General features: G+C 59.0%; 19 protein-coding genes and 1 pseudogene. 6 read left to right on the top strand and 14 right to left on the bottom strand.

The genetic code is table 11. The annotated features are described in order from the left end of the window. Window positions 1–2: 2 nt before the first annotated feature. From VSP_RS29335 to VSP_RS29300, 8 genes are all read right to left on the bottom strand, one after another. Window positions 3–1274, bottom strand: a complete 1272-nt coding sequence (locus tag VSP_RS29335) for an NAD(P)/FAD-dependent oxidoreductase (protein WP_009965220.1) — start codon at window positions 1272–1274, stop codon at window positions 3–5. A gap of 503 nt (window positions 1275–1777) precedes the next feature. Further along, window positions 1778–2350, bottom strand: a complete 573-nt coding sequence (locus VSP_RS29330) for a redoxin family protein (protein ID WP_009965218.1) — start codon at window positions 2348–2350, stop codon at window positions 1778–1780. A 74-nt stretch (window positions 2351–2424) separates the two neighbouring features. Further along, window positions 2425–3288 carry a DKNYY domain-containing protein gene (locus tag VSP_RS37955; protein WP_081452787.1) on the bottom strand — a complete coding sequence of 288 codons (864 nt, stop codon included), beginning with the start codon at window positions 3286–3288 and terminating at the stop codon, window positions 2425–2427. A gap of 18 nt (window positions 3289–3306) precedes the next feature. Then, entirely contained in the window at window positions 3307–4350 is a 1044-nt protein-coding gene (locus VSP_RS37950; RefSeq protein WP_009965216.1) for a PIN/TRAM domain-containing protein, read from the bottom strand. A 187-nt stretch (window positions 4351–4537) separates the two neighbouring features. Next, the gene (locus VSP_RS29315; protein ID WP_009965214.1) at window positions 4538–5602 is read right to left on the bottom strand and encodes an MlaD family protein; all 1065 of its coding nucleotides are present in this window, start codon (window positions 5600–5602) and stop codon (window positions 4538–4540) included. A gap of 71 nt (window positions 5603–5673) precedes the next feature. After that, complete coding sequence (locus VSP_RS29310; protein ID WP_009965212.1) at window positions 5674–6441, bottom strand: ABC transporter ATP-binding protein; 768 nt, start codon at window positions 6439–6441, stop codon at window positions 5674–5676. Between the two features lie 20 nt (window positions 6442–6461). Then, window positions 6462–7256, bottom strand: a complete 795-nt coding sequence (locus VSP_RS29305; protein WP_009965211.1) for an MlaE family ABC transporter permease — start codon at window positions 7254–7256, stop codon at window positions 6462–6464. Between the two features lie 120 nt (window positions 7257–7376). After that, entirely contained in the window at window positions 7377–7637 is a 261-nt protein-coding gene (locus tag VSP_RS29300; RefSeq protein WP_009965210.1) for a hypothetical protein, read from the bottom strand. Between the two features lie 291 nt (window positions 7638–7928). Between VSP_RS29300 and carB the strand changes: the two genes are divergently transcribed. Further along, a complete protein-coding gene (gene carB / locus VSP_RS29295; RefSeq protein WP_009965208.1) occupies window positions 7929–11198 on the top strand; it encodes a carbamoyl-phosphate synthase large subunit in 3270 nt (1089 codons plus the stop codon). 567 nt (window positions 11199–11765) lie between these two features. Here the strand turns inward: carB and VSP_RS29290 are convergent. The 4 genes from VSP_RS29290 to VSP_RS29275 all read right to left on the bottom strand — a co-directional run bounded on the left by VSP_RS29290 (window position 11766) and on the right by VSP_RS29275 (window position 16321). Continuing rightward, a complete protein-coding gene (locus VSP_RS29290) occupies window positions 11766–14498 on the bottom strand; it encodes a DEAD/DEAH box helicase (RefSeq protein ID WP_157211128.1) in 2733 nt (910 codons plus the stop codon). 58 nt (window positions 14499–14556) lie between these two features. Then, complete coding sequence (locus VSP_RS29285; RefSeq protein ID WP_009965206.1) at window positions 14557–14958, bottom strand: ExbD/TolR family protein; 402 nt, start codon at window positions 14956–14958, stop codon at window positions 14557–14559. Window positions 14959–15002: 44 nt separating this feature from the next. Then, window positions 15003–15698 (bottom strand): MotA/TolQ/ExbB proton channel family protein, encoded by a 696-nt coding sequence (locus VSP_RS29280; RefSeq protein ID WP_009965205.1) that lies wholly within the window; start codon window positions 15696–15698, stop codon window positions 15003–15005. 215 nt (window positions 15699–15913) lie between these two features. Next, on the bottom strand, window positions 15914–16321 hold the full coding sequence (locus tag VSP_RS29275; RefSeq protein ID WP_009965204.1) for a hypothetical protein: 408 nt from the start codon (window positions 16319–16321) through the stop codon (window positions 15914–15916). A gap of 195 nt (window positions 16322–16516) precedes the next feature. On the opposite strand from VSP_RS29275, the gene VSP_RS29270 reads away from it, so the two are divergent. Together VSP_RS29270 and VSP_RS37945 are read left to right on the top strand one after the other, a co-directional pair. Continuing rightward, window positions 16517–17092, top strand: coding sequence for an anthranilate synthase component II (locus VSP_RS29270; RefSeq protein ID WP_009965203.1), 576 nt, complete (start codon window positions 16517–16519; stop codon window positions 17090–17092). A 43-nt stretch (window positions 17093–17135) separates the two neighbouring features. Next, a complete protein-coding gene (locus VSP_RS37945) occupies window positions 17136–18575 on the top strand; it encodes an ATP-binding protein (RefSeq protein ID WP_009965201.1) in 1440 nt (479 codons plus the stop codon). A gap of 224 nt (window positions 18576–18799) precedes the next feature. Here the strand turns inward: VSP_RS37945 and VSP_RS29260 are convergent, their stop codons facing one another. After that, window positions 18800–19747 carry an integron integrase gene (locus VSP_RS29260; RefSeq protein WP_044133706.1) on the bottom strand — a complete coding sequence of 316 codons (948 nt, stop codon included), beginning with the start codon at window positions 19745–19747 and terminating at the stop codon, window positions 18800–18802. Between the two features lie 222 nt (window positions 19748–19969). Between VSP_RS29260 and VSP_RS29255 the strand changes: the two genes are divergently transcribed. Then, complete coding sequence (locus VSP_RS29255; RefSeq protein WP_009965198.1) at window positions 19970–20452, top strand: hypothetical protein; 483 nt, start codon at window positions 19970–19972, stop codon at window positions 20450–20452. Between the two features lie 636 nt (window positions 20453–21088). Then, window positions 21089–21433, top strand: a complete 345-nt coding sequence (locus tag VSP_RS40215) for a hypothetical protein (protein ID WP_009965197.1) — start codon at window positions 21089–21091, stop codon at window positions 21431–21433. Between the two features lie 253 nt (window positions 21434–21686). Here VSP_RS40215 and VSP_RS42760 read toward each other — a convergent pair. Continuing rightward, window positions 21687–21852, bottom strand: a pseudogene (locus VSP_RS42760) (ISL3-like element ISVsp15 family transposase); the annotation flags it as partial. Window positions 21853–22140: 288 nt separating this feature from the next. On the opposite strand from VSP_RS42760, the gene VSP_RS29245 reads away from it, so the two are divergent. After that, window positions 22141–22533, top strand: a complete 393-nt coding sequence (locus VSP_RS29245; protein WP_156345208.1) for a hypothetical protein — start codon at window positions 22141–22143, stop codon at window positions 22531–22533. Window positions 22534–23003 lie beyond the last annotated feature (470 nt).

Here is a 23003-nt window from a genome sequence, read left to right as displayed (position 1 = left end):
CGCTATTTGATCGGGATTTGTTCCGCGATGCCGAACTTCTTGTGCAGCCATACCAGGCCGAAGAACAGGCGCAGGCGCATCCGGACATGGAAAGGCAACCGGGTGCATCCCGCCAGAACCGCATTGATGGAGCACATCATCTTAAAGCGGTTGGAGGGCTGGAAGAAGAGCTGGGCGAACGGCTGCGTGTAGAAGCGCTCGATGAACTGCCAGTACTGGCCGATGCGGTTGCGGGTGTCGGTCTCATACGCCTGCATGGCAGGAGTCATGGATTCGCCCAGCTTGATGGCTTCATCCGCCACCAGTCCGGCCTGGCGGCCACTGGTGGTGGCAAGCAGCACGCCGCTGGAGAAGACGGGATCGATGAAACCGGAAGCATCCCCGGCGCGGATTACGCGATCAGAGACCAGTGAGTTGTTCCGGTAGGAGAAGTCGGTGGCCACATGCACGGAGGCGGGCGGTGCCACCTTGGTGAAACGCTCCTGCACGGCGGGGGTGGTGCGTACGGCCTCCTCGAACACCTGTCTGGGCTCCTGCCCAAGCGCCTGGAAGTCGCCGCGATCCATCACCAGCCCCACGCTCACCTTGTCGTCTTCCAGCGGGATCATCCAGAACCACGAGTTGTTCCGGCGGATCACGAGGATGTCCCCGTATTCCTCACCCTGTGGCATGTCCACCCCGGCGAAGTGGTTGAAGATCGCGATCTTCTTGTGCTCTGCGTAGTAGGTGCGGCGATTTTCGCGGTTGGCCGTGAAGTTGGACAGGCCGCTGGCGTCGATCAGGAACTTGGCCTTCACCTGGTGGGATGCTCCTTCTTTGTCCCGGTACTTCACTGCGACGCCATCGGCATCGACCTGAAGATCCTGCACCAGTGATTCCTGCCGCACCTCCGCGCCGCACTCCTGGGAGTGGGTGAGGAGGATGTTGTCAAACTTGGCCCGCTCCACCTGCACGGCTTCGGGGAACTCGGTGAAGGAGCCTTTGGAGAAATCCAGCCGCACCTTGCGCGTGCCATCGCCGAGCAGGAACTGGGCACCCTTTTTGCGCATGAAGCCTGCCTGGGAGATCTTTTCCCACACGCCGAGCTCTTCGTACACCTGCCGGTTGTAGGGCAGGAGGGATTCGCCGATGTGGAAGCGAGGAAACTTCTCTTTCTCGAGCACCAGCACCTTGCGTCCGGCCTGGGCCAGGGTGGTGGCGGCAGAAGATCCTGCGGGACCTCCGCCAATGATGACAACATCCCAGGGGTGCTCGGAAGATTCAGGTGGGTTCATGGACAATCAGGGTCGCAATTCTGACTCAGGAACAGGGTGGGCGCAATGGCGCATGCGCTCTCTCCGTGCTGTCAGGGCGCACAGAGTCTCCATTGGTTGTCGAACACCTGGTCCGACGTGACCGGAATTTTGAGGCGGAGGGGCATCAGGGGGGGCTGGAGGAGCGAGCTTGTGACCTGCCAAGGAACCTGGGGTTGTGAAGCTCGGGGAGCGCACGCATCCTGTGTGCTGTTTGCGGCATCTTGCCGCGAACGTCAGGCAACACAAGACATCAGGTCCAACTGACGTGGGGGTGTTGATGGCGGTGGGGAGAAAGCAGATGCAGTCGGCTTTCCCACCTGATCATCGTCCTGGGAGATACCCAACGTTGACTCGCTTAGGGCTCGTCCAATGTTGGGCTGTGTTAGAGATCCCCGCTGGGGATCAGCTTCGATCTGGGGCGGCCGCCTCAAGGCTGGTTCCTTGGCATCCACCCCAGAACGCGAGCGGTTGGTCCGTTCTCCTCAGGGAGCCAGCCCCCCAATCTTGCAGCCCACCGCTTCTGTACGCGGCGTGGCCACCGGTTTGCCAGCGGCGATCGCCTCCAGCGCATCGCTGAGTTCCTTGGTCGTGGCCTGACGCTGGCGTTTGGTAGGGGCCAGGTAGAGGTCGTTCATGCGCCCCTGATAAACCACCTCGGCCGCGGGGTTCAGCACCACGCACTCCGGCGTGATGCGGGCATTCAGCTTCTTCGCCAGAGCCTGGTCCTTGTCGAGCAGCACGGTGGACTTCACCTCGTTCAGGACGGCCTGCTTGTAGGCATCGGTCGCCTTGGTCTCAGGATCGGAATGCACGAGGTAAAAGGAAAACGACTGAGACTGCTCGGCAGCGATGCGGTTGAACTCGGGGAGAAACTTTCCCGCAGTGGGGCAGTAGGGTGAGACAAAGAGCAGCACCACCGCCTTCTTCCCATCCCCCACCTTCAGCGGCTGGTGGGGATTGCCCTCCACATCGGCAAGTTCAAGGGGCTTGTCCTGGCCAAGGGTGAGGCTGACCGGGACGAGAAGGCAGAGCAGGACATTCAGGAGGACTTTCATGATGGATCTGCTGAGATGGGGTGACGGCTATTCATACGGTGTGCCCTTCTGCGCTGTGCTATAAAACAAGGGGCTTACTGACCCCTTTGCGGAGGTGGTTCTGGTGGGGCAGGCCTGGGTTTGCGTTGGCCCTGCTCGTATTCCTGGTGGGCATCTCTGGCACGCTGAAACTTGTCATCAGTGACGATGAAGGTGGCGGGATCTGCTCCTGCCACCACCTGACCCAGGTGATAGACGCGCGCCGCGTCCTTTGCGTAGGCTCCCGCCAGGATCTCCAGGGACTCGATCTCGGTCCCTTCCGGCATGGGCTTGTCAAAGTAGAAGCTCTGCCCAGCATCCTGGGTGTAACCGCCTTGCAGGACCCGGAAGGTCGCGGGATGGGCTCCGGGGATCGTATTCCCGTTCACAAACACTTGTGCGAGATCAGCGCAGAAGCTGTAGCCATCCTGAGCGGAGATCTCGCGAAAGTTGGCAGGGTCATGGGAAACCGGCGTTGTCGCCGGGTAGAGGGCGTAGACGGTGTGGCTGTTCTTGACGAAGTTGCCGCTCACCATCTCGAAGTGGGCGGCATCATCGCAGATCAGGGTCCCGTTGCGATAGACGTTTGAGGCGTCGTGCGCATACCCTGAGTCCAGGATCTCAAAGGTCTTCGGGTCCACGCCCGAGATCTTGTTTCCCCGCCAGTACACGGATTGCCTGTCTCTCGCGTAGTCCGTTTCGGTGCCTTTCGGCAGGGGAAATTCAAAGGTGGCCAGTTCCACCTCGGGGATTTCCCAGGCGCGGCTGGTCCAGTTGGGCAGGAAGTAAACCTTGCTGCCGCGCACATGATAGCCGGAGCGATCCAGCGCCCCGGGCGGTTTTTCCTTGTTGCACTGGGTGGCGGAGAGCAATGCCGCCAACGTCAGCCCTCGGAACCAGCAGCGTCGAGCGGAGTGCATGGGCGGATCAGGGATCGATCAACGTTCCACTGAGGTGTCAGCGGATCGAAGCTCCGCAAAGATCAATCTGCCTGCGGACGTTTGGAGGGTGCCGCTTACCACGATGGGCACGGTTTCCCCCAGGAATTGAGAGGCGTGATTGACCACGATCATGGCCCCATCGGGCAGATAGCCCACTGCCTGATGCTTGTCCTTGCCTGGTTTGACGAGGCTGAGGTCAAACTCATCCCCCGTGGCGACCTCCGGCTGTAGGGCCCGTGCAAGATCGTTGAAGTTCAGCACGGTCACGCTCCGGACAGAGGCCACCTTGCCCAGATTTACGTCATTGGTAAGGAGCCGGGCATTCAGCTCGCGGGCCAGGGTGACCAGCCGGGTATCCACAGGCTGGTTCTCGTGTAGAGGATCTTCATGAATCGTGAGTTCGATGCCATGGGCCTCCCGCATGGCCTGCACGCAGTCCAGCCCACGTTTCCCACGTGCGCTTTTCAGCGGCTCCCGGGAGTCGGCCAGACGCTGTAGCTCATCCAGCACGAATCGGGGGATCACAAAGCGTCCGCTGAGAAAGCCAGTGGCGAAAACTTTGGGAATGCGGCCATCGATGATGACATTGCTGTCCAGCAGCATCGGCTCGCCTTCAGAGGCGTCACGGCGGAAGCGTACGTAGGGAATGATGAAGGAAAACTGATCGCGATCGCTGCGGAGGGCCAGACTCATGCCCAGAAATCCGAAGATGCTGTAGAGACAGATTTCCACGATGCTCCGAATGGAGTCCGTGGAAACATCGAGATTGCGAAACCACGGCAGGTCGAACAGACCGATCTTGGTGATCAGGAAGGCGCAGAACATGCCCACAAGCAGACCGAAAACGCTGAACGAGAATTCCCGAAAGCTGAACTGAGCCAGCAAGGAGTCCACGAGCACAAAGAATCCGCCCGCGATGAGTCCGCACACAATCCCCAGCCAGGCGGGCTGCTGAAAGCCCAGCGCGATGGTGGCACCGATGAGAACTGCTACCGTAAGAAAAAGGGTCCGGACAAGCCGGATGGACCAAGGGACAGGCATCCAGGGAGAAAAGGGAAAGAGGTGGAGCAATCTTCGTCCACCCTGCCGCTGGCGCAAGAGAATGGGTGGGCGAGAGCGGTTATTCGTTATTTGTTATTCGAAATGCAAATGCAATTTCGCCAACCGCATTACCACAGGTAACAAACAACGCCCGCCTGATGACCGGTCCTCCCAGCCCATTTTGATCTCAGCGACCCCGACCGCCCAGAGGCGGATTGGGGCGTGATGAGCCTGAGCGGGACTTTTGAGTGGGAGCCAGAGGTGGGCTGGCACCGGGGTCGGACTTGTCCTTGTAGAACAAGATGCCCCGTTGGCGCATGTTGGAGATCAGGTTCTTGAAGTCAGTCTTGAGCGCTGAATCGTTGATTAATGCGGGCAGCAAGCCTTCGCCGCGGCGAAGGTCCGTGGCGACTTTGCCGATTGCGTCGGCGCTTTCGTCAATGGACTTCATGGCTCCATCGGCACTGCCCATGACGGTATCAGCCTTCGTGACGACACCATCGATCTTGGTCACCACGCCGTCCAGCTTTGCAAAGGCGGGCTGGAGCTTCTTCACGGCTTCCTCCAGGGCTTTGGCGGCTTCTTTAAAACTGTGCACAGCATCTTTCACGTTCTGGCTGGTCTCTTCGTTCAGAGTCTTCTCATCCAGGCGGGTCACGATGTTGTTGAACTTCGCGAACGAGTCCTTCACATCAGACATGCCCTTCTCCGAAAAAGCGCCTTCATTGACGCGCTTCAGCGAGACTCGCAGGTCCGCCACGGCCAGCCGGATGTCCTCGAGGGCCACATCCACCTTGTTTGCGATCTGCTCGGCGGAGTTCTGGAGTCCGGCGAGCCCGGCGGAAACCTCCCCTTTGATGTGAGCTCCGGGTTCGATGAAGGTCGCGGGCGTCTTCCCGCTCGGCTTGATCTCGATGAACGAGTCACCCAGCAGGCCGGAGGTGCCAATGCCGAACTTGGCGTCCGAGCCAATCTTTGTGTCCTGGTACAACTGCAGGGAGATGATGACCCCGTTTTGGGCGGCATTGAGGGTGGGCTTCTCCGTCACCTTGCCCACGCGGGAGCCTCCCAGCATCACCGGCGTGGCTTCGCGGATGCCCGTGCCATCGGCCAACTCCACCGTCAGGGGGTACGTCGGCCTGAAGAGCTCCCGCACACTGCCAAACTGCAGGATCAAATAGGCGAGCAACAGCATGCCTACGAACAGGAACAGCCCGACGAGCAATTCAGATTTTCTATCGCGTTCTTCCATGGTGGGGCAAGGTCAGGGGGGCGGGGAATGGATGAAAGAGGAGGCTGGCAGTGTGGAAACGGGGTGAAGGATCAGCCCGTCACACCAGAGCGGCCCTCTATAAAGTCTTGAACTTCGGGATCCGGGGAGTTGCGCAATTCCTCGGGCGTTCCAAGGAAGTGAATCACCCCACGCTTTAACATGGCGACACGGTCGGCGATCTTGAAGACGCTCTTCATATCGTGCGTCACCACGATGGAGGTCACGCCATAACGCCTCTGGAGGCGGAGGATCATCTGGTCGATCACGTCTGAGACGATCGGATCCAGACCAGCCGTGGGCTCATCATACAACACGCACTGAGGACGGGGAACGATGGCCCGGGCGATGCCCACCCGCTTGCGCATGCCGCCGGAAAGGTTCACTGGCATCTTGTCCTTGTGCTGGGACAGTTCCACGACTTCCAGCGCCTCATGCACGCGCTGCTCGATCTCCTTGCGATCCCGGATGCCACCTTCCATCAGAGGGAAGCCTACATTTTGCTCCACCGTCATGCTGTCAAAGAGGGCTGCGTTTTGGAAAAGGATGCCAATCTGCTTGCGCACGGGGGCCATTTGACGCTCCCGCAGGCCGGTCATGCTCGTTCCATTCACGACGATGGTCCCGCTGTCGGGCTTCATCAGACCGATCAGGTGCTTCAGCAGCACGCTCTTCCCCTCGCCACTGGGGCCGATGAGCATAAGGGTCTCGCCTCGATGAACATCCAGGTCCAGCCCACGCAGGATCTCCTGCCAGCCGATCTTGCGAGTCAGGCCGCGAACGGAGATGAAGGGTGTGGAATTGGGGGGGGCTTGGGCCATAGAGGCGGCTTGGGGGCTGCTTACATCCCAGTGCCGAGCGGGAAGAAGTAGTTCAGAAGGAGGGAGAGGAAGAAATTGCAGATGAGCAGTGCCAATGAGGAGTAAACGACCGCACGGGTCGTGCCGATGCCCACCCCTACTGCACCATCGCTTGCCGTGAGGCCCTGGTGGCAGGAGATCACCGTGATCAGAATGCCGAAGATCAGACCCTTGATCATGCCATAGATGATGTCCTCCTCATTGGTGTGCTCCACCACATGTTGCCAGAACCAGGCGCTGGGCACGCCGAAGCCAAACACAACCACACAGTAAGAGGCCGCGAGGCCGAAGGTGATGCTCTCTGCGATGAGGAGCGGCATGCTGATGAGCATGGCGAAGAACCGCGGCAACATCAGGTAATCCACCGGATGCACCCCGAGAGCTCGCAGGGCGTCGATCTGCTCGGTCACCTTCATGGTACCAATCTCCGCCGCCATCGCCGCGCCCACGCGCCCCGTCACCATCAGCCCTGCCAGCACGGGGCCGAGTTCACGGCACATGGCCACCGAGACGATCGCGCCCACTCCAGTTTCCACCCCGAAGTCTTTGAACTTAAAATAGGTCTGAGCCGTGAACACCGCACCAGTGAAAGCTCCGGTCACGATGACCACCACCTGGGAACCGTAGCCGATCGAGACAATCTGCTGCGCAACCAGGCGCATGCGCCAGACCCCGGACTTGATGGCAATGCCCAGCTCCCGCAAAAGCGCGGCAAGCTGACCCATGTAGATCAGGAAGTTGAGGAAGAGACGTCCGGGTAGGCAAAGGAGGTCCATGAGACAGAATCGCACCATGCACCGTCATAGGCACAGCGCAATGAACGTTCTCTGTCAGTCTGTGACGGTTTAAAGCCACAGGATGAAACATCCCTAACCTTTTGGTGAGGTCTGGCTCACTCAAACCAGCCGGTCTGTCACATCGCCCCGGCGCAGATTCGTGGGAATCTGGCCGACGAAGCGGGCCTGGAGACCGATATTCTCGAAAAGGTCGCTAAACTGCTTCAGCGTGACCCGATTGGGATCATCAATCTCGAAGTACACCATATCATGCGGCGCATCGAGCTTGTAGCGGGCAGGCAGCATGTCCATCTGGTGGCCCAGTTGGAGGACTTTTTCCTCATCACGGAGACCTGGGGCATACACAAGAAGTTCAGTCATAGGGGCAGCAGTTAATTTTGAGTCTAGGGGAGGGCGGGGGATTTTGTCCAGCCCGCTGGCGGGAATCTGTGAAAAAGCGAGGTGCGGTCCCGGTCACTGCTGCATCACTGTCGGCTCATGTGATTTTATCGTCACCGCCCGGGTGACTGAGCCTCTTCCGCCCGTTCTGGTGCGGCCTTTGGAGTCAGGGTGGGAGAGCTTGTGGACTCTTGCCTCGTCTCTCCCCTTTACACCACCCCTCGGGCGTGCCATGTAAATCACCATTTTTGCCCGCGTCCCGTCCTCCCTCCCATGCCCAAAGACACTAGTATCCACAAGATTCTCCTGATCGGCTCCGGCCCTATCGTCATTGGTCAGGGTTGTGAGTTTGACTATTCCGGCGTCCAGGCCTGCAAGGCCCTGAGGGAGGAGGGCTACGAGGTGGTGCTCGTGAACTCCAACCCGGCCACGATCATGACCGACCCGGAGTTCGCGGCCCGTACCTACGTAGAGCCGATCACCCCAGAGGTGGTGGAGAAGATCATCGCCAAAGAACGTCCGGACGCGCTGCTGCCCACCCTGGGTGGGCAGACGGCTCTGAACACGGCCATGTCCCTTTTCAAAAGCGGTGTGCTGGAGAAGTACAACGTGCGCATGATCGGGGCGAAGGCGGATGCCATTGAGAAGGGCGAAGACCGGCTGCTCTTCAAGAATGCCATGCTCAAGATCGGACTGGACCTGCCCCAGTCGGGCGTGGCCCACAAGATGGAGGAGGCCACTATCATTGCCGAAGAGATTGGCACCTACCCTCTCATCATCCGCCCTGCCTTCACGCTGGGCGGCAGCGGCGGCGGCATCGCGTACAACCGCGAAGAGTTCGAGACCATTGTGGCCCGCGGCATCGACATGTCTCCGGTGAACGAGGTGCTGATCGAGGAATCGCTCCTGGGTTGGAAGGAATTTGAAATGGAAGTGATGCGGGACCGCGCGGACAACTGCGTGGTCATCTGCTCCATTGAGAACCTGGACCCCATGGGTGTGCACACGGGTGACTCGATCACCGTGGCTCCCATCCAGACGCTCACAGACCGCGAGTACCAGATCATGCGGGATGCCAGCTTCGCCTGTATTCGCGAGATCGGGGTGGAGACGGGTGGGTCCAACATCCAGTTTGCCGTGCATCCCACCTCGGGCCGCATGATCGTGATCGAGATGAACCCCCGCGTGAGCCGCAGCTCCGCGCTGGCCTCCAAGGCCACAGGGTTCCCGATCGCCAAGATCGCCGCGAAGCTCGCTGTCGGCTACACGCTGGATGAGCTGAAGAACGATATCACCCGCGAGACTCCCGCCAGCTTCGAGCCCACCATCGACTACGTGGTGACCAAGGTGCCCCGGTTCACTTTTGAGAAATTCCCCGGGGCGGACACCACGCTGACCACCCAGATGAAGTCCGTGGGTGAGGCGATGGCCATCGGCCGCACCTTCAAGGAAAGCCTCCAGAAGGCGCTGCGTTCTCTGGAGATCAAGCGCTTCGGTCTGCTCGGTGACGGCGCAGACAGGGAAGTGGATGACGAGACGCTCACCACGAAGCTCACCGTGCCGAATGCGGAGCGCATCTTCTTCCTCGCCCAGGCCTTCGATCGGGGCTGGGATGTAGAGAAAGTGTTCTCACTCACCCAGATCGACCGCTGGTTCCTCCGGCAGATTCAGGAGATTGTGCACGCGACCCAGCAGATCTCGGTGAACACGTCCGAGCATCTCTTCAGCCAGATTCCCGCAGCGGAGCTCACTGAGGAGCGCAAAGCCTCGGTTCTGCGTGCCTCGATGCTCAAGCTTAAAAAGCAGGGCTTCTCAGACAAGCAGCTCGCCACCCAGTATGGCATCACTGAGCAGCAGATCCGTGCCGGCCGCATCAAGTACGGCGTGATCCCCACCTACCGTCTGGTGGATACCTGCGCCGCCGAGTTCGAGGCCTACACGCCCTACTACTACTCCACCTATGGGGTGGAGAATGAACGTCGCGACTCTGACAAGAAGAAGGTCCTCATTCTAGGGGGTGGTCCCAACCGCATCGGCCAGGGCATTGAGTTCGACTACTGTTGTGTGCATGCCGCCTTTGCTGCCCGTGAACTGGGTTTTGAGGCCATCATGGTCAACTCCAACCCTGAGACGGTATCCACGGACTATGACACCAGTGACAAGCTCTACTTTGAGCCGCTGACTCTGGAAGATGTGCTGAACATCTGCGAGCAGGAGAAGCCTTGGGGGGTGATTGTGCAGTTTGGTGGTCAGACGCCGCTGAATCTCGCTGCCGGGCTTGCCGCTGCGGGTGTGCCGATCATTGGCACCAGCCCCAAGAGCATCGAGCTCGCTGAGGACCGCAAACTCTTCGCTGCCTTGCTGGATGAGCTGGGCTTGAACCAGGCCCCCAGTGGCACGGCGGTCTCCACCGAGGAGGCCCTCGCCATCACCGCCCGCATTGGTTATCCGAGCCTTGTCCGCCCCTCCTTCGTGCTGGGTGGTCGCGCCATGCAGATCGTGTACAGCGACGCGGAACTCATTCACTACATGCAAAACGCCGTGGAGGCCAGCCCGGAGCGCCCGGTGCTCGTGGACCGCTTCCTGGAAGACGCCACCGAAGTGGACGTGGACTGCATCAGCGATGGCGAGACTACGGTAGTGGGTGCCATCATGGAGCACATTGAGGAAGCGGGTATTCACAGCGGCGACAGCGCCTGTGTGATCCCACCCTTCAGCCTGACCAAGGAGATGCAGGTCCGCATCACGGATGCCGCCAAGAAGCTGGCCCGCGCTCTGGACGTGCGTGGTCTGATGAACATGCAGCTCGCCGTGAAAGGCGATGATCTGTATGTCATCGAAGTCAATCCTCGTGCCAGCCGCACGGTGCCATTTGTCAGCAAGGCGATCGGCGTGCCGCTCGCCAAGTACGCGGCCAAGATCATGATGGGTGAGAAGCTCAAGGATCTAGGCTTCACCACCGAGGTGACTCCTCCCCACTACAGCGTCAAAGAAGCGGTTTTCCCCTTCAGCAAGTTCCCCGGCGTGGACATCACGCTAGGGCCTGAGATGAAATCCACCGGCGAGGTGATGGGCATCGACCCCGACCTCGGCATGGCCTTCGCCAAGAGCCAGATGGCCGCCGGTGGTGCCCTGCCAAAGGGGGGCAACATCTTCGTGAGCGTGAAGGAGGCTGACAAGGCCAGCGTGGCTGCCGTTTCCAAGGGCTACTCGGATCTCGGGTTCGTCCTCTACGCGACCCCTGGCACCGCCCAGCTTCTGGAGGCCGAGGGCATTCCCGTGAAGGTGCTTCCGAAACTGGCCAGCGGCCAGCGCCCGAATGTGCTGGACCTCATCAAGAACAAGCAGATCCAGTTCATCATCAACACGCCCTCTGGCAAGAGCCCGCGTGCCGATGAAATCAAGATCCGCACCGCCGCCGTGGCCAACCGCATCCCCATCATGACCACCCTGCGTGCTGCGGATGCAAGCCTGAGAGCGATCAAGTCCCTCCAGGCCGCTGACATTGAGGTGCGCGCCCTTCAGGATTATCACAAGGCTTGATCTGGTGAGTCGATCGAGTTGCAACTGCCGCCCCGGGAAACCTGGGCGGCTTTTTTGTGGGTGGGGTGGGGGCATCGGGGGGGGGGGCGACGCGATGGCGAACCCTCCGGGTTCGGAGGCGGGTTCGATGTAGTAATCTTGTCCCGGTGCTTCCAACACCTGGATGCGAAGCATCTTTGGAGTGCGCGCGGGAACCGCCGCTTGGGGGAGTCCTGTGTGGAGCTGGCACGATCAAACCGTGTACGACGAGGCAGTGTGCGTGGGTGAAAGGCGACGCTACCAACTGGGTGCCAAAGCCGCCGTGACATGACTTGCTCTTGCATATGAAAAAGTCATGCAAAACTGCTTGCAGACCAACTCAGACGATCTCCAAGACGCTGTCGCGAGCTTCGAGGATGTCAGCCCAAGTTGTTCTCATTGAGGCATCCAACCATCCGCATCAAGCTCTCACTCCCACTACTCCAACAACGCGAAGCGTCTTGGAGTACGGTGGCTCGACACCGTTTTCTGACCGTGACCAAGCGCGAGTCACCATGCAGTCAAAGCGAAGCCCATCGTTACCCTCCATCACGACCCCACACCGCTCCCAAGGCTCATCAACTTCGCCAATGCCGAGGCCATGGCGTTGACGCTTTCCTGGTTGGGCAGTTTCAGCGTCAGCGTGGGTTGGCCATCCTCACCCAGCACCACATTCTCCAGCAGGGCTGCCTGAAGGGCATTCACCGATTCTGCAGGGGGAGCCACGTTCCCGGAGGGCAGAAGTTCACCCAGGAGGCTGAAGGCGCTGGCCACCAGGGTGCCCGTTGCCTCCGCGACGCGGGCCTTGCGTTCGGCATCGGGAGGCGGAGCTCCTGCGCTGATTCCTGCCGCGACTTCGGCCTGATTCTGGGAAGACACATCCAGATCCGCCTCGACCTTGGCACCCAGCAACACCTCCAGACGTCTTTTGAGTTCCTCAATGCCGGAGGTTAGAGCCACTTCTTGAAGGGTGGAGTCAGGATCCAAAACGGCGGACGCCAGTTCGTGCTTGGCCCCCAGTGTGGCCAGAAGGTTCTCCTCAATGGTGCCTTCCGTCACCAGCAGGTGCACCTGGACCTTGCGCTTCTGGCCCATGCGATGGGCCCGGGCGATGCGTTGCTCCAGCAAGGCCGGATTCCACGGCAGATCCACGTTGATCACCGTATCGGCGGCCTGGAGGTTGAGTCCGGTGGAGCCGGCGTTGGTGGTGAGGAACACCCGGCACTTGGGATTCCCCTGGAACTCCGACACCAGCGCCTGCCGCTTCTTCTGGGCCACCTGGCCGTCCAGCCTCACAAAGTCCATCTTGAGCCTCTCCAGAATGGGTTCGATGAGATTAAGCATCGTGGTCCATTCCGTGAAGAGGATGATCTTCCGCTCGGGTTCGGCGCTCAGGGCCTCCAGCAGCTCGGCCAGGCGGTCGAGCTTGCTGGAGAAGCCGGGCGACTGCTTGTCCACGAGGTAGGTGCTGTTGGCGCTCATTCTCGCCATCAGCAGCGCCTTTTGAAGCCTCAGCAGATCCATCTCACTGAGGAACTTCTTCGAAGTGATGGCATTCACCGTCACCATGTGGCTATTGTGCAGCTGCTGCTGTTCCTCCGTGGCGGGGATGCGGACGATTTCGGTCGTCCGCGGAGGCAGGTCCAGGGCGATGCTGGCCCGGGTGCGGCGGAGCAGCACGGGTTCCAGTTGTTGACGCAGCGCATCCAGGTTCTTGTAGCCGGAGACTCGGCCGGTCTCTGTGGCCACCCGGTGACTGTGGAAGAAGCGATAGGCGGGTCCGAGCCTCCGGTCATCAACAAACTCCACCACGGAGAAAAGGTCATCGAGCCGGTTTTCCAGCGGGGTGCCGGTCAGGACCAGGGCGAAGGGGGAGCGCAGGCCCTTGATGATGCGGCTCGTCTTCGCCTCCCAGTTCTTGATGCGCTGGGCCTCATCCAGGATGATGAGGTCCCACGAGGTCCGCTCTATATCAAGGTAGTCCCGGAGCACCTGCTCATAATTGCAGAGGGTGAAAAACGCGTCGCCAGAGTAGAGGGCATTGCGCTCCGAGGTCTTGCCCGAGACGATCTGCACGCTCCGGCCGCAGAACCTTTCAATCTCCAGCTTCCACTGGGACTTGAGCGAGGCGGGGCACACCACCAGCACACGGCGGACATCTGCATGCCGCGCCAGGAACTCTGCAACCCCGACACCCTGAATGGTCTTGCCAAGACCCATCTCATCAGCGAGCACGGCGCGCCCTTTTCCTGCAGCGAAGGCGATGCCATCCAGCTGGTAGGGCAGAAGCTCCGTCTTGAGCAGGGACGTGCGCAGCGGGTGTTTCGCGGGGGCTTTGCGGATCTCTTTCACGAGGCCGTCCATCCGGTGTTCATGCAGAGCTCGGGAGAGGATCTCTTCCGCATCGGGGTAGATGACCGGATTCTGATCCAGTTGAATGAGCTGCCGGATCAGCTCAAAGAGGGCGAGCATGTCCTGGGGGCTTTTAGCATGCCAGTTTTCCCAGGGTGCAAGGAGCTCGGCGACCGGAGGGGCCAGGTTCGAGGGGTGCTCCACGGCCAGGCGCAGATCTCCATCGTAGAGCGCATGGATATTGATGCTTTTGGGCTTCCAGGCTCGCTTGAGAGTGCGGCTGTCGAACTTCTTGCCCACCCAGGTGTGGACGGCGATGACATGCTTGCAGGTGCCGAGCCGGTTCCTCCGGAAGTCAGGGCAGGCGCAGTAGCTCTGCCCACGACCCAGGCCGCGCAGGCCCACCCGGTAGGATTTGCCAGAGACCGGATTGGTGACCGTGTAGTCCGTCCAGGGTTGAGTTTTGTCGGCCGTTTTGATCCGCATCTTTTCCTCGGCCGCTCGCTTCGTCCTTTCGGCCAGGGCTCTGGCCTCCAGCTGGTGGGCGGGCAGTAGCTCCCAGGGGATGTCCAGGTCTGGCGGTGCGGCGGCAAGGCCCAGCAGTGTCTTTTCCTCCAGGATGAGGGCAAAGATGGCGGCCTTGTAAAAGTCGGCTTCTTCGCCTTCGTGGCTGCAGGCGATTTGCAGCCGACGCTTGGCCCCGGGATGGAGGCTGAGCGTCACCACCAAGGGTTCCTTTTCGGGATGAGGAAACACCACCTGGAAGTGGTCCTCGGTGAAATGCACCTGCTCGGCGACATCGATGGTGGCGGAGCCGCCCTTGATCAGCAGTTCCCGCCCGCCGGCACCCAGCAGCTTGGCTGCGGCGATGTGGTCCAAATGGGAGAGGGTATCCCGGAGGCTGATCTGTGATGACGGTTTGACAGGCATGAGCCCGACCATCACGAGATCACTCGTTTTGTAAAGTCAGCGTGAAGGAGCGATGCTATTACCGGGCTGGCTGCGTCGCATAGGCGACTTCATAGCCGAGACTCAGTGCGGAGTTGGCCACTTCCTGTACCCTGCCGAAGGGGGCCATCTCGTCGGCATGGATGATGAGCTGGCGGGTCTCCTTCTTCTTTTCTTCCAGACCTTTGCGCATCTCCAGGAGAGTGACAGGGCGGCCTTCCAGGTAGAGGAACTGGTCCGAGTTGGCCGTGACGGTGGCGACGAGCGGATGGTGAAAGTCGCGCAGAGGGAAGCCGCTCTCGGGGAGCTTCACACTCACGCCGCTCTGAATCACAAACGAGGAGCCCAGCAGGAAGAAGATGAGCAGGATGAGCAGCACATTCAGCACTGGCCCCAAGTAGAGCCAAAAGGTCTGTTTGGGCAGATGGCTCTCAAGCTTCATGGCAGGACAGGCGGACTGGCTTGCGGTGGACGACCGGAGGAGCCTCAGGCGTTCTTGCCAATCTTGCGCATGCCGGAGTCGCTCTGGCGGAACTCCACGATCTGGGCACCCGAATCTACACTCTGGGCAGATTCACGGTGGTCATCGAGGATGTTCACCACCTCGATGCCGGCGCGCTCGAGGTCGTGCATCAGGTGACGGGCCTTGGCGGCGAGGAAGGAATAGAAGAGGAAGCTGGGGATGGCCACCACCAGGCCGAGGGCGGAGGTGATGAGGCTCTGGTAAACCCCGCGAGCCACGTCGGCCGGGGTGGCGTAGCCGTTCACGTTGTTGAGCTGCGTGAAGGTATCCATGAGGCCGGCGATGGTGCCGAGCAGACCGATCAAAGGAGCGGCGTGGGCGATGCCGTGAAGGACGCTCAGGTAGCGTTCCAGACGGGGCACTTCCAGCTGACCGGCTTCCTGGACGATCTCCTTGAGCTGCTCGCGGGGGACATGGTGGCGTAGCAGGGCCGCGTGAAGCACGCGACCCACGGGCACCCGCGTGGCCACGCACTCCTGGAGGGCTTCAGAGAAATTCTTGCGACGGATGAGGCTGGCCAGACCCGCGAGAAACTCCCCTACATTCAGCGATGCCCGGTGAAAGTATGCAAGACGCTCAGCAAAGATGGCCAGGGCGAGTCCGAAGCAGCAAAGCAGCAACCAGACGAGCGGGCCTCCTTTGGAAAGTAAGTCGGGCATGTGCGGCGGGGAAGGTGGTAGAAAAGTTGGAAGGAGGTTCGTTTGCGTTGCGATGCCCGCCAAAGGACGAACAAATCACAGGATCCCGTGATGTTCAGTATCGGGTTGGAGGCAACCCGGCCACGGAGGCCAATCGTAAAGCGTTTTTCATGCCGTGGCAATTCATGAATTCGCAATCTGGGGCTATTTTTCCATGCGACATTGGACGATAGAAACTAAAAAGTTGCCAGCACCTCGTCACAGAGGGCGTCAGGGCCTGTTTCCCTCAGGTCCTGAGGGAGTTCCTCCTCCATGAAGAAGGTGCCGTCCACCGGGAGCACCAGTTCTCGCCGGGGCTCGGGGAAGGGTGCGTAGCGACCATTTTGCCGGGTGCCATGCCACTCGCTCAGGTGCAGTTGGCTGTCGTTGGGATGGTAGGTGGCACGGCGGGAGAAAAAGACGTATTCCAAGCCCAAGGGCGCATGGTGGAGATGCACCTCCACATTCCCTTCCGCAAAGGCCCGTTGCAGGTTGAGAGTGGCCCGGTCCACCTCCAGCAAGAGGTGATCAGTGGTCAGATGAAAATGATCATTCCGGAGCCGACCGGTCACCGCAATCAGACGTGAAGTCTGGGGCAAGACCATCGGGCTTGGGGAAGATCGAGCAGGGGGCATGAGGGCTCTCCTGAAGTTGTTGATAATATGGATTGCTTTAGGATTTGGCGCAAGCTCGAACTGGGTTTGTATTTTTCAGGAAAGGCTCCAGAGGTGCAGGGAAGCGTCCAAGCCGTTTGCCAGCGGCGTTACGTGCATTACATTGCTTCTCTAGAGGCTCCATCCATGCTGCTGATTATCGACAACTACGACTCCTTCACCTACAACTTGGTCCAGTACTTTGGCGAGATGGGGGCGACCATGGAGATCCGTCGCAATGACAAGGTCACGCTGGAGGAGATCGAGGGGCTGAACCCCGATCACATCTGCATTTCGCCCGGGCCCTGCACGCCCAAGGAGGCCGGGATCAGCAATGAGGTGATCCGCCGCTTTGGCAGCCGGACCCCCCTTTTGGGGGTATGCTTGGGCCACCAGTGCATCGGTGACGTTTTCGGTGGGAACGTGATTCGCGCCCCCCGTTTGATGCATGGGAAGACCTCCCGCATCCACCACACCAACCAGTCCGTATTTTTAGGGATGCCGGAGGACTTTGAAGCCACCCGCTACCATTCCTTGATCATTGAGCGTCAGAGCCTTCCGGATTGTCTGGAAGTGACGGCGGTGGCGTCTGATGACGACACGGAAATCATGGGGGTGCGCCACAAGGAACTGCCCATTCACGGGGTGCAATTCCATCCTGAAAGCATCCTCACCCAGGATGGGAAACGACTCTTGAAGAATTTTCTGGAAATGCGCTCGTAGCGGCACTTTAGTTGCTAGTCCAGCCGCACACGGGCTTCCTGCCATGTCTCGACTCCAAACCCTTCGCGAAGCACTCACGCAAGCGCCGGACAACACGGCTCTCCTGCTGTTGTACGGTCATGCTTGCCTGGATGAGCTCCATCTGGAAGAGGCTCAGGAAATCCTGGGCCGGTTGCTGGCTTTGGAGCCAGACCATGCCGAGGCTCAGCTGAGCCTGGCCCGGGTGCTTGTCCTCCAGGGCGACACCAGCGGTGCCGCCGTCCGGGCGGAGCGCGTGCTGCAAAAGCATCCACAGAACGCTGGTGCCCACCTGCTGCTGTCCCGCATCCATCTCACGGAGAACCAGCGCTCCAAGGCGCTGGAGCATTACAAACGTGCCCAGGAAATCGACTCCTCAGCCGCGGATGCCGCGCTGGAGGCGGATCTGGGTCGCGTGTCCAAGCCGACGCCCCAACTGGGGCGGGAGCGCAACTCCAGCCCGCTGGAATTGCCAGACGACGATGAGATTGGCAGCGAGCTGCCCCAGGAGTTCTTTGACGATCCCTTTGATGAGCCTGCCGGTTATGAATGGCGGCCCGAGACCTTCTTCGCCCCCGGCGACGGCGAGCGCTTTCGCGTGACCTTTGCCGATGTCGGCGGGATGGAAGCCCTCAAGGAGGAGATCCGTCTCAAAATCATCTACCCGCTCCAGCACCCGGACCTTTACAAGGCCTACGGACGCAAGTCCGGCGGTGGCATCCTGCTCTACGGCCCTCCTGGCTGCGGCAAGACCACCATCCTCCGGGCCACGGCAGGGGAGGTCTCCTGCAACTACTTCGCCATCGGCCTGCACGAGGTCTTCGACCCGTACTACGGCAGCATCGAGCGCAACCTGCACCAGATCTTCGAAACCGCCCGGGCGAACACGCCTTGCGTGCTCGTGTTCGACGAACTGGACAGCCTGGCGCCGGATCGTCGTCATGTGCGCGATACGCAGATGCGCAACGTGGTGAACCAGTTCCTGAGCGAGCTCGACGGCCTGCGCAGCGACAACCAACGGATCTTGGTGATTGGTGCTACCAATTCACCCTGGCAGCTGGACCCCGCCCTGCGTCGTCCCGGTCGCTTTGACCAAGCCATCTTCGTGCCCCCGCCGGACGATGCCGCCCGGCACCAGATCATCCGCCTGCTCGCCAAGGACAAGCCCATTGCCAAGCTCGATCATGAACAGCTCGTGGCCACCACCGCCGGATTCTCCGGGGCGGACCTTCGCTGGGTTTTTGATCGCGCCGCAGAGCTGGCCCTGGCTGATGCCCTCCATGCGGGGAAAACGGTCCCCATCACCATGGAACTGCTCCAGCAGGTCTCCCAAGCCCACACCCCCACCACCCAGGCGTGGCTGGACGGCGTGAAGCAGCAGACCCCAGCCGCCCAGCAGGACGCCCTCTATCATGAGGTGCGCAAGTTCATGCAGGCGACCTCGGCAGCGAAGCAGCAGGGGTGATCCCAAGTGACACCGGCTTCCAGCCGGTGTGTGGTACCGGCGTCCCGCCGGTTCAGTCGCGGTGTGGCCACCTGTTGTGAAAGCTGTGTGTTTGGTAGGAAGGCTGAGCACATTAAGACAGCTTATTCCAGTGTTCCGCTAGCCATTGTGGGGCTGAATTTGGCAGGCGGGAATCGAGTTGGGAAGTGGTGAGGATGTTGCGCTACTCCGCCTCAAGCCAAGGTTTACAGATCATCCAACGGGCTGCGGATGTCGCCCCGCATGGCTCGCGCGAGTTGAGTGTAAATCTCTGTCGTGCGCACATCCGCGTGTCCCAACAACTCCTGCACGCTGCGGATATCCACCCCGCGCAGCAGCAGATGGGTGGCAAAACTGTGACGCATGGTGTGTGCGGTCACCTTCTTGGCCAATCCCGCCCGCTTCGCGGCCAAAGACAGGGCTCGTCCCAAGCGCTGCTCATGGGAGTGGTGGCGGCGGAGTGTTCCGGAACGCGGGTCCGTAGCCAGTTTGTCCGCCGGGAACAACCAAAACCAGGGCCAGGATTTTCCTGCGGATGGGTTTTTTGTCGCGTAGGCATCGGGCAGCCAGACTGGTGACAGGTTGGCCATTTCATCCTGCTCATAGACGCGTTTCGCCCGCTCCATTTGCCGTTGGAGGGCTGCCATGGCTGAACCAGGCAAACATACCACCCGGTCCTTTCCGCCCTTGCCATCGCGCACCTCGATCTTTCCACCCGCCAGGTCCACATCCTTGATCCGCAGGCGCAACAGTTCCATCACCCGCAGGCCACAGCCATAAAGCAGCCCGGCCTGCAGGGCCTCCACTCCGTCCATGACGGCCAGTAGAACCTTGATCTCCTCCACCGCGAGCACCACGGGCAGGTGTCGCGAGGTCTTGGCCCTTTGTGCCTGAATATTTTCCAATTCGCGCTTGAGCACTTGGCGGTAGAGGAACACAAGGGCGTTGAGGGCCTGATTCTGGGTGGAAGCGCTCACGCCGCGTTTCACTAGATGTGTGAGGAACGCCTCGACTTCCGCAGCGCCCATGGTCTCTGGGTGTATGAGCCCGTGGAAACGGACAAACTGCCTGTACCAGAGGACGTAAGCCTCCTCAGTGCGGATGGAATAGTGAAGTTTTCGGATCTCTCCTCTCAATTGATCCTCCAGTTGCATGGAGCAAACTTGAAGGGGTGAACCCGTCAGCGCAAACTATTTCCGAGCTCTATCTTTGCAGGATATTGCTCTCAGTTAAGCAATATTCCTTCACTTGTGCAGGATAATAAACCCATTTTGCGTCTTTTCCTGCATCCCGCAGCTCTCTCATCTTGGGGTTAGCCGATAAATTTTTAGCCTATAGCGCTGTTGATTTTACCTGTGTTTTTGCAGACTATCTGTATGTTTGTTCAAGAAATGGCTCTACAACTCATCAACGTTGATCTTGATATCGAGTCCAAGGACTCGCTCGATTGCCTTTGTATTGAGCAAAGCGCTGCCGATATCCACCGCCTTCATTGCGGTCCTTCTGGACTGGGCCTTTTCACGAGTCTGGAATGCGCCAATAGTAGAGGCAATTGTGAGCCCGACAGTGCCATCAAAAAGGCTTGCGAAGTCATCGAATCACTGGACGAGTGGGCAGCCACAGAATGGAATGCGGCAGGCCACCAATGCTTCGATCTTGGCAATGAGGCTCCGGGCATGGATCACCGATGGAGTTCAGTTCTTCGCCACGCAATACTTCCCAAGCTTGTAGATTTGGGCGCTTCGATAGCATTCACTGCCTATCCAAGAGATAAAAGGGAGCTAGCGCTGGAGGCAACTCCGCTGCTCCCCGTGCTTCACCTAAGACGTTCGACCAACCTCAACACGGCTCTGCAGTAAGAAAAGTTTGCCCGTCGAAACGAACCAGGCATCCCTCCAACCTGAACAGTAGCCAAGCTCTTTACATCCCATGACTACAATGATCAAAAACCTGAAAGCAATGATACGCCGCATGGCAAGTGGCAGCGGAACGTGCAGAACTTGCGGCAAGAAAATCGATTATGGCACCATGTATTGTTCTAATTGCCGCCCACGTTGAGCAACCATTCTGCTGTCCGGACAATCAATATTGCCCATCACCCACAACGGAAACAGGAAACATCCAATGACTGAAATAGCACCACTGCCGCACGCCCGTTCTCTTCATCAGCTTAATGAGTCGGATAAAGCTTGCCTTTCAGAAGTTACCCAAGTGCTGGGGCGACTTGGTATGCGACATCGTTTTGGCGTAACTAGGCTGCGAGAGCACTTCCCGCTTGCGGATGGAGAGGTTCTGATGGAGACCTGCGATCATGAAGCACGGACTCTAACCATACGACCTGCTACTGCGGTTGACTTTGATCGCCATACTCCGACGAATTGGAGGTTGGACGTTCCGACCGTCTCTCATGTTTGCAGGACGCAGTGGTGCGAGAAGTATGAGCAGAACGGTCGCATGTATCATACTCTCCGCCACGCAGGCAAAAAATAAGAGTTATGAGTCCAGCACACCACAGACAGAGCCTTGCGGATCTCCCTGACATTGACGAGGTGCCAGAGTTTTCTGACGCCGATAGAGACTGCCTGGATGCTGTTCGAGCGGTTCTTCGTAAGCACGGGAAGCTCTCAACCTTTGGTCTGACACTTTTGCATCAGCATTTCGACTTGCAGGAGGATGAGGTGCTGCTTGAGACGGCAGACCCTGCCACCAGGACAATCACCATACGTCCCGTTTTCGCCGCAAGTGAGGTGATGATGGTGCCTGCAATGTTCAGGATGGATGGCTGCACCCCTGAATGCATCACATTTTGCGAGATTTCCGAAACCGATGTCATATTCTGACAACACCCAAAACCAACCAAATCGGGGGATAATGCCATGAGAGCAGTATTTAAATTCCTTAAACACCTTGTTGTGCACGCGAAGTTTGGTTCATGCAGACATCCTGGATGTTCCTGCAGCAGCTATCACACCACTTCGAATGATTGGCAGTTCTGTGATTGTGGACATAGTAGATCAATGCATCAGAGCTAGCCTCTGAGACACGTGGCAATAGACAACGGAATGCGCACTCACGATACGAGACTCTCCGCAAGTTTTCGTGGGATTTTGACAAGGCTGGAAGCATGTCGAGCCCGCCGAGGAAGAGCAGAATGTGTATGGGGCAGTTGTCGAAATTGCTAAAGCCGCGTGGCGACGCCTTGAGCGGTTGAATGAGGCTGTGGAGCTCTTCTGTCAGTTGCGTTGGTGATAGGGTGGCTGGTGGCTTTGGCACTCTGTGCTTGAATGTTTTCCACGTCGCAGTGCGACGAGACAGGCTATGCCAGAGCTGGCAGGACGGCTCCGACAGGGAATGCATCGCACAACTGCAAGGTGTGGCGGCGTGATTTTACTTGCACGGCGTTGCTAATATATGAATATTTGGCACTGGTTGCGGGAATCCACGTCGAATGAAGGCGGCCAGGGCGCTGGTGCCAAGCGCCGGGCCTGATCAGTCGCTCATGCTTTCCGCAAATCCAACACGCCACCCCCGCCTAGTTAGGAACTCAATGAACACAAAAACATTAGTTTTGACTGCAATTTGCGCCTTTGGAATAGTGAGTTGCACATCGATACAGCAAGAGAATCAAAAGGTTAACGACCTGGCGAATCATGGCGTTCGCAAGGGTGACTCCAAGTCCGAAGTGATCCGTAAAATTGGTAAGCCCTTGGTGATGCAGGAGTTCAATGGCACCGAAATGTGGATATACACTCGTAGTAATGAATCAGGCCTGATTAACCCAAGAGTGCTTATCCCGGTAGTGGGTATGGTCGCTTCCATGCGCGCCATGGACCAAAGCGGAGGGTATCAAAGTGTGAGCCTCACAATTAACTTTAATGGGCAGGATCGGGTGTCTTCCGTTAATGTGAATAAAACATCTGCAAGATTGACCAAGTTTTGAGCTTCCTTACTTCCTGTTCATGACGTTGGTGGACGCTGTTGGGCTGCACCTTCTTCGAACAAAGCGCTGGTGCCAACCGCCAGGGCTGCTCCGTCGGATATGCGTTCCGTAACTTTCACCCGCAATCCCGTCTCCACGCTCATCCCTCCCCGGGCGGGCGGCGCAGCTTAGACGTTCTCACAATTAATGAGCACTCTATTGGCAAACATACTTCTCGTTGTATGCACCGTAATGGTAGGCATACTTGCTATTGGTGGTGACACGCGAACTCATCAGTCTGGTCGCACATATATCAATAGCCGAGGCTAGTGCTCATTGTTATTTCTCTGTTTTGGCCTCTTACTCGGAGTTCACAAAGAGATTGTTGCTGCACGCGAAATGTCTGAGTTGTCAGCTAAGCTTGATAAAGTGCGAGTAGCCCCTTTAAGCTCGTATGCCATTTCACCAAGAGACAGGCTTGATCGAATCAT

Source organism: Verrucomicrobium spinosum DSM 4136 = JCM 18804, from assembly GCF_000172155.1.
Classification (GTDB): Bacteria; Verrucomicrobiota; Verrucomicrobiia; order Verrucomicrobiales; family Verrucomicrobiaceae; genus Verrucomicrobium; species Verrucomicrobium spinosum.
Note: the sequence above shows the minus strand (reverse complement) of the source record. Positions and strands in the feature narration are given on the sequence as shown.

Excerpts from the sequence above, each read along its gene's own strand:
- VSP_RS29335 (WP_009965220.1), bottom strand. The coding sequence starts at position 1,274 with ATGAACCCACCTGAATCTTCCGAGCACCCCTGGGATGTTGTCATCATT.
- VSP_RS29330 (WP_009965218.1), bottom strand. The coding sequence starts at position 2,350 with ATGAAAGTCCTCCTGAATGTCCTGCTCTGCCTTCTCGTCCCGGTCAGC.
- VSP_RS37955 (WP_081452787.1), bottom strand. The coding sequence starts at position 3,288 with ATGCACTCCGCTCGACGCTGCTGGTTCCGAGGGCTGACGTTGGCGGCA.
- VSP_RS37950 (WP_009965216.1), bottom strand. The coding sequence starts at position 4,350 with ATGCCTGTCCCTTGGTCCATCCGGCTTGTCCGGACCCTTTTTCTTACG.
- VSP_RS29315 (WP_009965214.1), bottom strand. The coding sequence starts at position 5,602 with ATGGAAGAACGCGATAGAAAATCTGAATTGCTCGTCGGGCTGTTCCTG.
- VSP_RS29310 (WP_009965212.1), bottom strand. The coding sequence starts at position 6,441 with ATGGCCCAAGCCCCCCCCAATTCCACACCCTTCATCTCCGTTCGCGGC.
- VSP_RS29305 (WP_009965211.1), bottom strand. The coding sequence starts at position 7,256 with ATGGACCTCCTTTGCCTACCCGGACGTCTCTTCCTCAACTTCCTGATC.
- VSP_RS29300 (WP_009965210.1), bottom strand. The coding sequence starts at position 7,637 with ATGACTGAACTTCTTGTGTATGCCCCAGGTCTCCGTGATGAGGAAAAA.
- carB (WP_009965208.1), top strand. The coding sequence starts at position 7,929 with ATGCCCAAAGACACTAGTATCCACAAGATTCTCCTGATCGGCTCCGGC.
- VSP_RS29290 (WP_157211128.1), bottom strand. The coding sequence starts at position 14,498 with ATGCCTGTCAAACCGTCATCACAGATCAGCCTCCGGGATACCCTCTCC.
- VSP_RS29285 (WP_009965206.1), bottom strand. The coding sequence starts at position 14,958 with ATGAAGCTTGAGAGCCATCTGCCCAAACAGACCTTTTGGCTCTACTTG.
- VSP_RS29280 (WP_009965205.1), bottom strand. The coding sequence starts at position 15,698 with ATGCCCGACTTACTTTCCAAAGGAGGCCCGCTCGTCTGGTTGCTGCTT.
- VSP_RS29275 (WP_009965204.1), bottom strand. The coding sequence starts at position 16,321 with ATGGTCTTGCCCCAGACTTCACGTCTGATTGCGGTGACCGGTCGGCTC.
- VSP_RS29270 (WP_009965203.1), top strand. The coding sequence starts at position 16,517 with ATGCTGCTGATTATCGACAACTACGACTCCTTCACCTACAACTTGGTC.
- VSP_RS37945 (WP_009965201.1), top strand. The coding sequence starts at position 17,136 with ATGTCTCGACTCCAAACCCTTCGCGAAGCACTCACGCAAGCGCCGGAC.
- VSP_RS29260 (WP_044133706.1), bottom strand. The coding sequence starts at position 19,747 with ATGCAACTGGAGGATCAATTGAGAGGAGAGATCCGAAAACTTCACTAT.
- VSP_RS29255 (WP_009965198.1), top strand. The coding sequence starts at position 19,970 with ATGTTTGTTCAAGAAATGGCTCTACAACTCATCAACGTTGATCTTGAT.
- VSP_RS40215 (WP_009965197.1), top strand. The coding sequence starts at position 21,089 with ATGAGTCCAGCACACCACAGACAGAGCCTTGCGGATCTCCCTGACATT.
- VSP_RS29245 (WP_156345208.1), top strand. The coding sequence starts at position 22,141 with ATGAACACAAAAACATTAGTTTTGACTGCAATTTGCGCCTTTGGAATA.